We start from the raw sequence: 11,208 nt of genomic DNA, 5'->3' as shown, positions 1-11,208 counted from the left end.
GATCTGGTGCAAGAGGCCTGGGTGCGGCTGGCCTGCTATGAGCGCGACCAGGTGGTGGAGCAGCCTGAGGCCTTCATGATGAGGGCGGCGCTGAACCTCTCGGTGGATGCGCACCGCACCCGCGTCAGTCACGGCGAAGAGGTGCTGCTGGAGGACGTGGTGCTGCTTGACACGGCGCCGGGCACGGAGGCCATCGTGCTGGCCCGCGAGCGCATGGCACGTCTGAGCCTGGGGCTGGGACGGCTGAATGACAAGACGCGCGACATCTTCCTGTGCCACCGTGTAGAAGGCATGACCTACCAGGAGATCGCCCAGCGCCACGGCATGAGCATCAGCACCGTTGAGAAGTACATCGCCAAGGCCACGCTGCAGCTGACGAGCTGGATGGAGGGCTGGTAGCGGTGCAGCGGCCAGGGGCGATGGAGGGCAGGGGAGCGGGACAGGACGGGGCGCTTCCGGTGGTGACACCGGAAATCGCGGCCGAGGCGGCGGTGTGGGTGGCCCGCCTGCATGGGCCGGATCGATCTCTTCACATGGAGCGGGAATGCCTGGCCTGGCAGGGGCGATCTGCCGCACATCGCCTGGCCTTTGAGCGCTGCACGGACACCTGGCAGGAGGTCGCGGGCATTGACTTGAGCACCTATGCGAGAGCTGCAGCGGGCGCAACCAAGGGTGTGTATGCCGGACAGATGCAGGGCAGGGCAGGTGGGCGCCGGCCGATGCGCTGGGTGGCCCTGGCCTTGCTGGCGGGGATATCAGTGGGCGCGATCGTGCTGCAGCCGTGGTCCATGGGCGAGATCTACAGCACCGGGGTGGGTGAGCAGCGCTTGGTGGTGCTCTCGGACGGCAGCCGTATGTCCTTGAACACGGCCACTCGCGTACGCGTGATCCTTGGCCGGGAGCAGCGCACCGTCAAGGTGGAGGGCGGCGAAGCGCTGTTCGAGGTGGCCAAGGATGTACAGCGTCCTTTCGTCGTGAGGGCGGCAGGCGCCGAGGTGCTGGCCACCGGGACGGCCTTCGTCGTGCGGGTGACGCCTGATAGCAAGACCGCTGGCGACGCACTGGCCGTGACGCTGGTGGAGGGGCAGGTCGTCCTGCGCGGCCCCGAGGGCGGCGCTGCAGGGGCTGTGCTCGCAGCCCCCGTCACGATGGCACCGGGCGAGCGCGTGCAGCTGGGCGGTTCGGTGCGTGTAGTGCCACTTCAGGTGGATCGGCCTCGGATGGAACAGTTGTTGGCCTGGAAGCGTGGCGAGGCGATCTTCGATGATGCGTCGCTGCCGGAGGCGGTGGCTGAGATGAACCGCTACAGCTCGATGCCGATCAGGCTGGCGAGCACTGGAGGCCTGGGCGGCTTGCGGGTCAGTGGCTCTTTCCGGACGGGAGACAGCGTCGGCTTCGTGCGTGCGGTGGCCGTGCTGCACGGTCTGGTTGTGCGGGAGCTGCCGGATGGGTTGGAGTTGGCGGTCAAGTAGCGGGCGACTGCAAGCACGCCGGTACGGTCCGCCACCACTCGTGAGGGAAACGTCGTTGTTGACAGCTATACGCTGTCGCTGACGATCACCTAGGTGGATTCGAGCAGGCCGTAAGCCGCAGCCCTCTTCGCCGATGCCTTGCGGTTCGAACACTGCAGCCGGACATTGATCCGTTGAAACCGGGAGTTCACGGAGGCGGTGCTCATGCCGGTTCGCGACGAGATCTCCTTGGTTCCGAGGCCTTGCCATTCCAAGGTCAGCAGATCCAGGTCCTTGTCCTGAAGTCGGGCGTTTTCTCTCAGACGCCTTTGCAGGTAGACGGTGAGCCAGTCATGCAACTCAGCCGCCAGTGATCGGGCGAGCGTACGCACTAGACGCGCCTCCGGCCCTTCAAAGTCCTCGGCGTGCTTGCTACCGAGGCAGAGCATCTCGATCCTGCCGACGCCGCCTGCTGTCGGGATCACCAGGCAGGACCTGAAGCCGTACTGTCGGGCGAGGTCGAGAGACGCGCTGTCGGCCTCGAGGTGGCAGGGCATTTGCTGATCCGTACCGGGCGTGCTGTGCGACCGGGCGAACCGGAACCAGGGGTGATGAGTCATGGGGCCCTGGCTGTGCTGCGTCTGCGCAAAACCGGGGTGGCAGGCGAAGAGGCTGAAACTGGACGGCTCACGCCCGTCTTCCGGGATTGCTGCAGTGAAGACGCTTGCCGTTGCGCCCAGTGCCGTTGTGGCGTTCATCAGCCTGTCGAGCAGCTGCGGCGGGTCTGGGGCCAGGGGGACCCTGACGATCGCGGCAAGTGCTTGTGCGGCGTAGTCAGGACTACTTGCCAGCGCTCGAATGGAGGGGCAATGAGGCGGATCGATCAAAGACATGGTCGAACTCCCTTTTGATCTGCGCGAAGCGAAGCGGGTCTGTGAATCGCAGCGGCTCGGTCGCCAGGCATGCATCGAACACTTCACGGGTCCCAAACAGGGCCCACCACTCCGAATGCACCTGGCCGTCGACTCGCCGGGTGCGGCCAGCCGCCACGCCCGATGGAACACTGGTCAGGCTGACCTGCCAGCCTTCGCCGCCCGCTGAGTCATCTGCGCAGCTGCGTGAGGCTGAGTTGATGGCATCGGCCGTTCGATTCAACATGGCTATCTCCCCGAAACCCGGGCGCGGGCCCAGCTTCTCCGAAAGTTTCTCGACGCGCGTCATGGTGCATGGCTGTCTCCGTTGCCTCAACAAGGCCGGCCGCGAGGTTGTGATCGTTCGGTAAGGCGTGATGAGCTGTGGCAGCTGTTCGGCAATGCGATGCATCGGCTCCGTGAGCAACAGCTTGCCGTCACCAACGGGCTGGATATACGGGCACTAATGTTCGGTCCGTCGCGGGCTAGCGCTATGTGTGGGTGCGCGAGGACGCTCGCCACAGAGGCTCAGGCGGCCTAATATGGCTATTGAGCCGATCTGCGTTCGATTCGCGGCAGTGCAATGCAATGGTCAGGAACTGGCAAGCTGTCTTTTCTGGTGTGCGGGCCGCTTTGATGCGGCGTGGTCGCACGCGCCATGACGCTGACGATCTGGTGCAGGAGGCCTGGATCAAGCTCGCTTGCTACGAGCGCCAACATGCAGTTGCCGAACCCGAGGCCTTTTTGATGCGCACCGCCTTGAACCTGTCGATCGACGCCTACCGAACCAGCAAGAACCACGGCGAACAGGAGCTTCTGGAGGAAATGGTGCTGATCGATACGGCACCGACCGCTGAGGCCATCCTGCTGGGACGTGAGCGTATTGCGCGGCTTAGCGAATGCCTTGCGGGCCTGGACTCCAAGACCCGAAGTATCTTTCTTGCCCACCGGCTGGACGGCCTGAGCTATCTTGAGATCGCCCAGCAACACCGGCTGAGCGTGAGCTCGGTGGAGAAGCACATCGCGAAAGCCTTGCTGTTGCTCACCCGCTCGATGGAGGGCTGGTGGCCATGAATTCCTTTGGCGAGCAGGTGCCGGGTGAAGGGCTGGCGGATGCTGTGACACCTGCGATCGCTGCCGAGGCTGCGGTCTGGATCGCACGCTTGCATGGCCCTGACCGGTCAGCGCTGATGGAGCGCGAGTGCTTGGCCTGGCAGGCACGCTCTGCTGCCCATCGTCTGGCGTTCGAGCGTTGCACCGATGTCTGGCAGGACGTTCCGAGGGTGAGGCTGGCGGATGCCTATGCAAGTGCCTCGCTCGGTGATGCGGTCGCTGGGCCGGCCGTGCACGCGGGTTCGGAGCGAGTACGCTGGCGATTTGTGCCTGTGGTGGGCGCTTTGCTGGTCGCGATGATGGCTGTTTTCATGGCCGGAACTGGCCTGCCCCTCAAACTCTGGCGCGACGCGGAGGTCTATGCCACCCAGGTCGGCGGGCAGCAGTTGGTGCTGCTGGAAGATGGCACGCGTGTGTCTCTGAACACGTCGACGCGGGTGAGCATTGAGTTCAAGCCGGATCTGCGGGTGGTGAACCTCGAGTCTGGAGAAGCCCTGTTTGAAGTCGCTAAGGATACAAGCCGGCCTTTCGTCGTTCGCGTTGCTGGCAGCGAGGTGCTGGCCTTGGGCACGGTCTTTTCGGTAAGGCTAGGGAGTGGCAGCGAGATTGCAAAGAGTGCTCTGGCTGTCACGTTGATCGAGGGACAGGTCAGTGTGCGACCTGCCGAGGCTGGCAAGGCACGCGGTGTTGCTCCGGCCAAGCCGGTCTTGATGCAAGCCGGGGAGCGCATCCGATTGCTTAGTTCAGAGGGCGACTCTGCGGCGCCAGCAACCCTGCAGATTGACAAGCCGCGGATAGAGCCGCTGATGGCCTGGAAGCGCAGCGAAGCCGTCTTCGATGACGTGTCCCTGGCAGACGCGGTGGCAGAGATGAACCGCTATCACCGAACTCCGATCGTGTTGCACGGTGACTCCTCACTTCCAGAGTTGCGCGTGAGCGGCTTGTACCGAACCGGTGACAGCGCCGGCTTCGCCAAGGCAGTGGCCGCGCTGCATGGACTGGTCGTGCAGGAGCATGCTGGACGTTTGGAGCTGACGCCTCCCCACTAGGGCAAGCCCTGGCGGAATTCTTCTGGACACGCACGTCATCTCGTCATCAGCAACCTGACTACACGAGAGGGACACGAGATGCTGGACAAGGGATTCAATGGGAGGAGGAGGGGCGCAAGCCGTTTCCGGGATGGTGCGGCCGTCGCGCTGGTTTTGCTCAGTTGCGGCCTGGCGGGCGCATCTGAGTCGGGCGCAACGCCGAGTTTCCGGATCGATCAGCCGTCGCAGCCCTTGGCCGAATCGCTTCGTGCAATCGCTCGGCAAACAGGGGTTTCCATCGTCTTCGATCCCGGCAAGGTGAGCGGCCGAAAATCGCTGGCCGTCTCAGGGCAGCTGACGGCGTCGCAGGCCATTGCCAAGGCCTTGGAAGGCTCCGGACTGGCACCGATCGTCATGGGCGACGGTTCGATCGTCGTTCGGCCTGCGGTGGCTCCGGTTGATGCACCCCAGCCAGCCGCCTCGGGTGCCGTGCAACCAGCGTCCCCGACCGTTCGGGCGCCTGCAGCCGGCGTGCAGCCCGTCCGCTTGGCACAGGCCCCATCGCCAACCCTTAGCGACTCCGGTCCTGGTGGCGCGTCGGAGATCACTGGCACTACGGCGTGGCTGACGCGTGTCGAGGTCACTGGCTCCCGGCTCAAGCGCATTGATGCAGATGGCCCCACACCCGTCAATGTCTACACGCGCGCGGATATCGAGCGCAGCGGTCAGCCGACGCTAGAACGCTTCATCAGCAGTCTGAATGAGACCTCGGTGAGCCCGGGCGAGGGTGGTTTGGGCCAGACGACAGGGCAAGGCTCGGTGCAGCTGCGAGGCCTGCCGCTGGGCTCGACCCTGGTCTTGATCAACGGGCGTCGTGTGCAGGCTGTGGGCTCATCCTCGGGCAACTACTTCAACCTGAACCTGATCCCGATGGCTGCGGTGGAGCGTGTGGAAATCGTGCCCGTCGGCTCGTCGGCGGTTTACGGGGGCGATGCGCTGGCCGGAGTCGTCAACATCATTCTCAAGAAAGCAATCAGCGGCATTGCTCTTGATGCTCGTATCGGCTCTGGCAGCGGCATTGGCGATGGGAGCCTGTCCATCGGCACAGGCGGCAGTGACACGGCCGGCTCCTTCCTCTTGCTGGCTTCGTTCAACAAGGTGACGCCGCTGACAATGTCCGAACGAGGCTTCTTCAAGGATGGCGACTTCAGGCGATTTGGCGGTGTGGATGCCAGGACGCGGTCTTGCACGCCGGGCACGGTCAGCAGTGCAAACGGTGCGAATCTTCCGGGATTGAGCGCGAGCTTTGCGGCCATCCCGGTGCTCGCGCCGGGCCAGCCGCTGACGATCTCCAGTTTCGCGGCGACGGCCGGCCAGGCGAACCTGTGCAACTCGATGTCGAATGGCAACGGATTGGCGCTGGTTCACGGCACTGAAAATCTTGCGCTGCATGCTGCAGCTGAGCGCCAGCTCAACGCAGCTTGGTCTGCGTTCACTGAAGCGACCTTCGCCAAGGACCGGTTGTACGCACAGCAGGCGGGGGCACTGCTCAGCAACGTCCTGGTGCCGGCTAGCAATCACTACAACCCCTTCGGCGTGCCAGTGCGCGTCACGACACGGCTTGGCTTGGAGAACGGTGCTGAGGCCCTGGCGCGTGACACGGACTTCACACGGCTGCTGCTGGGCTTGCGTGGCGACATCGTTCCGGGATGGGAGTTTGAGACTGCCATCTCCACCACCCGCGACGACGGTGGGAGTCGGACGTCCAACACCAGCGCCAACGTCGCAGCGCGCAATGCTGCGCTGGGCGCTTCGACTGCGGCTGCGGCGCTGAACCCATTCACGACCGGCCAAGCTGCCAGCGAATCGGTACTGAAGTCGATCTGGCCAGATTCGGTCCGCGACAGTCATGGCCGCAAGGATCAGGTCAGTGCTTTTCTGCGCGGTTCGCTGCTGGATCTACCAGCGGGCCCCTTGGACCTGATCGCAGGGGCAGAGACGGCGCGCGATCGTTACCAGACGGCCAACCCCGGGGTCTTTCAGATCGCTGGCAGCCGGTCGAGCAGCGCAGTGTTCGGAGAGGTTCGAGTACCACTGTGGCGGACTGCCGCGGGAGCCAACCCGGGCCAGGAACTGGCAGCGCTTACGCTGGCGGCACGCCGTGACCGATACAGTGACTTTGGGAGCGCAGACACGTATCAGGCAGGACTGGAGGTCCGCCCGGCTCGGACTGTCTTGCTGCGTGCCTCGACCGCCACGTCATTCAAGCCGCCAACACTGCTTCAGACCCATGTTGGCGAAACCCGTCTGACGACCGATGCCTATGGTCTGCTCGATCCCCTGCGCTCGAATGCGCAGGTTTTAGGTGGTGAGGTCTTGCGCGTCACGAATCCGAACCTGGACCCTGAGACAGGCCGCGCGTTCTCATTGGGTGCAGTGTGGGAGCCCGAGTCAGCGGCTGGGACGCGGCTTGGCTTGACGGTCTGGCGCGTGAAGATCGACGGGCTGATCTCCTTGCTGTGGCCCCAGACAGCGTTGGACAATGAGGCACTGTTCCCGGGCTTCGTGACGCGCTTGCCGGGGGTGGGCGGGCAGCCTGGTCCCGTGTCGAGAGTGCTGTACTCGGAGGTGAACTTCGGTCATGTCGATACAGTGGGCGCGGATATGGAAGTCGCGCACGCCTGGAAGGCAGCGGGAGCGAAGTGGTCTGCGGGCGCGAGTGCAACCCGGACCGCTCGGCATGAGGTCGTGCTGGCTCCCGGTGCGCCGGTCGAGGACCGTCTGGCGCGGCGCGCCGTCGACTACTGGTCGCCGAAGTGGAAGGGTCGTGTGTTTGCGAGTGTCGACCAGGGTGCCTGGAGTCTCGGCATCACCAGTCGCTATCTCGGTGCCTACCTGGACACGGCGCCGAGCAATCGCCGGCTCGGCAACTACTGGGTTCATGATCTGTCGGCCACATTGAACCTGAAGCGTCTGGGATTGGGCCTGTCGGCTGCCAAGGAGAGTGCTCTGTCCTTGGCGATTGCAAATGTCGGCGACCGACTGCCCGAGTACGTCGGCACGTATCCCTACTACGACGTCACACAAGGTGACTGGCGTGGTCGCTATGCCGGCCTGCGCCTGTCGATGAGCTGGTAGCGCGTCGCTCGACTGGCTTCGCCGCTTCTGCGGCCCCTCTACTCCCCTCAACACCCTTTGGCTCGGGCTTAGCGTCCGAGATGGATTCATGCGCGCAAAAATATTGGCTTGGTTCCCTGCAAGCCCTGGCCGGCTTGCTCTCCTTCATCCGGTCCAACTGCTCATGCTCGCTGCGGTGATCGCGGGTTCACCGGCTGAAGCTGCTGTTGGCCCCACTGTCCGGGAGCTGATCGAGTTCACCCGCATCATCCAACCGGTGCGGCTGGACGACGACACGCTGCAGACCCAGATCTCTCCGGATGGTGAGCAGGCCTTCATCGTCACTCGCAAGGCTGACGTGGCGAGTGACACGAATCGTTTCGAGATCCTTCTGCTGGATCTGAGTCCGGAGCACCTCGCGGCCTCACGGGCGAAGGAGCCGGCTTCGCTGCTCACGATCGAGGCGCGACACGATGAGGATGACGCCAACCCCGCACTGCGCGATGTGCGATGGGTGGGCAACCGAACGCTGGTGTTTCGGGCGAGGATGAATGACGAGCCGTTCCAGGTCTACCGGCTCGACGTGCTGACCCGCCGGGTCACACAACTGACCCATGCGCCCTTGGGGCTTGTGGCCTTTGATGTCGCGAGCGATCTGAGCAGGGTGGTCTATGTCGCACCCGTTCCCAATCCGGCGATGCAGCCAGGTGCGCGTAGTCTGGTCGTCGGCACCCACTCGTTCTGGAGTGTTCACTTCGGGCAGCACAGCTTCCGAACGCAACAACGACGCTACCAGTACTTCGTGGCCGAAGCAGGGGCACGGGCGGCGGTGCGGCCACTGGGCGACTCCTTCGCTGAGAGCAGCGGGGGCTTCCCCCGCGCGAGCATCTCGCCCGATGGTCGCTGGTTGATCCTGCCAAGGTACGAGCCGGGTCGTCAGGTTGCATGGGGTCAGCAATACCCTCAGATCGCCGAGGCAACGCGCAAGTATGGCCCGTCGGTGGCCCTGGATCCGCTGGGATACTACTCGCGCCCCATGAGCTATGTTTCCCGGCGCATGGTGGCCTATCGCCTGGAAGACGGCAAGGAGATGGCCGTAGTCGATGCACCGGATGACTCGCTGCAGGACAACCAATTGCGCACCGACCGCGTGTGGCAGGAGGGAGGGCGGTCGATTGTGATCGCCGGCACCTATCTGCCACGCAGCGGGTCAAAGGGACCAAATGAGGGTGACATGGGACCGGCATCCCACATCATCGAGTTCTGGCCGGACTCTGGGCAATGGAAGCCCATTGCACTGCTTGTGCACCGGTTGAAGGAAGCCTACCCCGTCGCAGGCATGCCGGGTGCCTTTATCGCCTTGGACGGCGAGCTGCGACGTCGCTTCGAGCGCGATGCTGATGGGACATGGCGCGAACTTGCCGACGACCTCGCCGCCAGCGCAGCAGGACCAAGCCCTGGCGCGTGGCGCTTGAGGGTTGAGCAGGCACTGAATCTGCCGCCCGACATCGTGGCGCAGGGGCCGGCCGGCACCACGGTGCGCCTGACCCGTCTGAATCCGCAGTACTCGGCGTCGTGGGGCACCATGCGGGCGTACAGCTGGAAGGACGTTCAGGGCAGGGCGTGGGATGGCGGGTTGATGGTGCCGTCCGACTTCGTTCCGCACAAGCGCTATGCGCTGGTGATCCAGCCCTATGGGTTTTCAGCGGCGAGGTTCTACCGCGATGGGGCCAATACCTACGATGGCTTTACCAGTGGATTTGCGGGCCGGGCCTTTCTGCGCGAGAACATCCTTGTGCTGGCCTTGCCGTGGCGTGCGACGACGGGCGCCCCGACTGATGAGGCTGGCGCGCGTGTGGCCTTCTACGACGGCGTGCGTAGCGCTATCGATGCCCTGGTTGCCGAAGGGTGGGTGGATCGGGAGCGGGTCGGGATCATGGGCTGGAGCGCGACCGGCGAGCGGGTCCTGAACCTGCTGACCTTTAGCGACACGCCGATCCGGGCGGCCTCGCTGCTGGATGGCGACGCCAACACGCTGTATTCGATGACGATCACCTATGCGGTGATGGACGGCATCCAGGCGCGCAAGGAGCGGGCGAATGAGGGAGGCCCGTTTGGAGAATCAAGGGAGCGCTGGATCCGGAACGACCCCTCGCTCTACACCGACTGCATCCGCAGTGCTCTGCGGATTGAAACTTACGGGCCTGAAGTGCACAACAATTGGGACATCTACGCCTTGCTGCGCCGGCAGTACCGACCTGTCGAAATGATCATGATGCCCGGCGGGGCCCATGCATTGGCGCGACCCAGTGAACGGATGATCTCCCTGCAGGGCAATGTCGATTGGTATCGGTTCTGGCTCCTGGGCGAGAAGCGCTCGGTGCCACTCATCCCGACAGAAACGGATGCCAGTCTGAAGGCCCAATATGCGCGTTGGGACGAGATGGCTGCTCTGAAGAAAGCTGTCGATCTGGAGCCGCGATGCCGACGCAGCACAGGAAGTTGACTAGGTCGCTTACCTAGGCCATCGGCTCAGCCAAGCCTCAATGGCTGCGACTGCGTGGATCTGGCTGATAGGCCCAGGAAGCGCGGTCGGTCGTCCGGACAGCAGTGCCTCAACCTTTGCGCGGTCGAGCATGCCGCGGCGGCACAGCTCACCGTCGAGCAACAGGCTGCGTACCAGGTCGATATTGGCCTGCAGTACCGTCTTGATGTGTGACTCCATACCGCCCTTGGTGCGGCGCTGGATGATCTTCTGCGGCAGATCCGGTGCGAAGGCTTGTCTGGCCAGCGCACGGCCTTGTCCGCCCTGGGTCAGCACATAGGTGGGCAGCCGAAGGCAGAGTTCGATCAGCGGCTGCGAGAGCAATGGGTTGACAAGTTCAGGCGCAGAGTCTTGCTCGAACGGGTCGTAGTAGCCGATTGGATGCATCAGGGCTACGGTCTGTGTGTACTTGCCGATCGGCAGATCGGTGGCCTCACAAAGGGCTGGATGGATGAAGCGCCGCCAATCCAAGGCCTCGTGCTGAATGCCATCGGAAAGCAGGCCCTCGTATCCTCTTGGCACTCGCGCAGCGAGCTTGGGGCGAACACGCTCCTGCGCTGCTTGGGCGATTGCTTGCCAGATCGATACCTTGCCGAGCCTCGCTGCGTCCAGCGCGGCGGCTGCAAAGCCGGCGTCCAGCCCACGGATCCGCAGGTAGTCGGCCGCCGGCCACCACATGGGAATCTCGAAGAAGAGCGCATCGCCGCCAGCACCGGTGAACATGGCGGGCGCAGCATAGGCCGATGCGAAGCGTGCGTCGGTGCCCGAGTTCATCCACCCGATGTAGGGAACCGGGTCCGCCATGCGAGCGATCTGCAGCACCCGCTCGATCCGGTAGGCGGCGTCTCGTTCGCGCTCGAGCAGATCGCGCCCTACGCGTGCTGCGCTTTGCCTGGCATAGAGGCGTTCGTCACTTTCGGCGCCCGGTGAGTGGTAGTTCAAGCAGATCACCGTCGCCTGGGTGTTCCCAGGATCTAGGCAGCTCAAGAGGATTGAGGAGTCCACACCACCCGACAGCCGCAAGAGCAGGGTTTCATAGCAAG

At 64.1% G+C, this 11,208-nt stretch carries 9 protein-coding genes and 1 pseudogene; 7 read left to right on the top strand and 3 right to left on the bottom strand.

From position 1 onward, the window contains the following. On the top strand, positions 1-399 hold a 399-nt coding region (locus ACIQ67_RS17025; RefSeq protein ID WP_397535565.1), incomplete at its 5' end, for an RNA polymerase sigma factor. 59 nt (positions 400-458) lie between these two features. Then, a complete protein-coding gene (locus ACIQ67_RS17020) occupies positions 459-1,472 on the top strand; it encodes a FecR family protein (RefSeq protein WP_397535564.1) in 1,014 nt (337 codons plus the stop codon). An 89-nt stretch (positions 1,473-1,561) separates the two neighbouring features. Here the strand turns inward: ACIQ67_RS17020 and ACIQ67_RS17015 are convergent, their stop codons facing one another. Together ACIQ67_RS17015 and ACIQ67_RS17010 are read right to left on the bottom strand one after the other, a co-directional pair. Beyond that, on the bottom strand, positions 1,562-2,344 hold the full coding sequence (locus ACIQ67_RS17015; protein ID WP_397535563.1) for a hypothetical protein: 783 nt from the start codon (positions 2,342-2,344) through the stop codon (positions 1,562-1,564). Then, positions 2,292-2,672: a hypothetical protein gene (locus tag ACIQ67_RS17010; RefSeq protein WP_397535562.1), complete on the bottom strand. Its 381-nt coding sequence runs from the start codon at positions 2,670-2,672 to the stop codon at positions 2,292-2,294. The genes ACIQ67_RS17015 and ACIQ67_RS17010 overlap by 53 nt, the downstream gene beginning before the upstream one ends. Before the next feature lie 278 nt (positions 2,673-2,950). On the opposite strand from ACIQ67_RS17010, the gene ACIQ67_RS17005 reads away from it, so the two are divergent. From ACIQ67_RS17005 to ACIQ67_RS16985, 5 genes and pseudogenes are all read left to right on the top strand, one after another. Continuing rightward, positions 2,951-3,436, top strand: coding sequence for an RNA polymerase sigma factor (locus ACIQ67_RS17005; RefSeq protein WP_397535567.1), 486 nt, complete (start codon positions 2,951-2,953; stop codon positions 3,434-3,436). Continuing rightward, positions 3,433-3,606, top strand: a pseudogene (locus ACIQ67_RS17000) (FecR/PupR family sigma factor regulator); the annotation flags it as partial. The gene ACIQ67_RS17005 and the pseudogene ACIQ67_RS17000, both read left to right, overlap by 4 nt. Before the next feature lie 144 nt (positions 3,607-3,750). Then, a complete protein-coding gene (locus ACIQ67_RS16995) occupies positions 3,751-4,524 on the top strand; it encodes a FecR family protein (RefSeq protein WP_397535566.1) in 774 nt (257 codons plus the stop codon). Positions 4,525-4,602: 78 nt separating this feature from the next. Beyond that, a complete protein-coding gene (locus tag ACIQ67_RS16990; protein WP_397535561.1) occupies positions 4,603-7,641 on the top strand; it encodes a TonB-dependent receptor domain-containing protein in 3,039 nt (1,012 codons plus the stop codon). An 88-nt stretch (positions 7,642-7,729) separates the two neighbouring features. Further along, positions 7,730-10,126, top strand: coding sequence for an alpha/beta hydrolase family protein (locus ACIQ67_RS16985; protein WP_397535560.1), 2,397 nt, complete (start codon positions 7,730-7,732; stop codon positions 10,124-10,126). A gap of 9 nt (positions 10,127-10,135) precedes the next feature. Here the strand turns inward: ACIQ67_RS16985 and ACIQ67_RS16980 are convergent. Then, positions 10,136-11,208, bottom strand: a 1,073-nt coding sequence (locus ACIQ67_RS16980; protein ID WP_397535559.1) for an asparagine synthase-related protein, incomplete at its 5' end; no start/stop codon positions are given.

It is taken from the genome of Roseateles sp. (genome assembly GCF_044373315.1).
Taxonomy (GTDB): Bacteria; Pseudomonadota; Gammaproteobacteria; order Burkholderiales; family Burkholderiaceae_C; genus JACDQM01.
Note: the sequence above shows the minus strand (reverse complement) of the source record. Positions and strands in the feature narration are given on the sequence as shown.

Excerpts from the sequence above, each read along its gene's own strand:
- ACIQ67_RS17010 (WP_397535562.1), bottom strand. The coding sequence starts at position 2,672 with ATGACGCGCGTCGAGAAACTTTCGGAGAAGCTGGGCCCGCGCCCGGGT.
- ACIQ67_RS16990 (WP_397535561.1), top strand. The coding sequence starts at position 4,603 with ATGCTGGACAAGGGATTCAATGGGAGGAGGAGGGGCGCAAGCCGTTTC.
- ACIQ67_RS17005 (WP_397535567.1), top strand. The coding sequence starts at position 2,951 with ATGGTCAGGAACTGGCAAGCTGTCTTTTCTGGTGTGCGGGCCGCTTTG.
- ACIQ67_RS16985 (WP_397535560.1), top strand. The coding sequence starts at position 7,730 with ATGCGCGCAAAAATATTGGCTTGGTTCCCTGCAAGCCCTGGCCGGCTT.
- ACIQ67_RS17015 (WP_397535563.1), bottom strand. The coding sequence starts at position 2,344 with ATGTCTTTGATCGATCCGCCTCATTGCCCCTCCATTCGAGCGCTGGCA.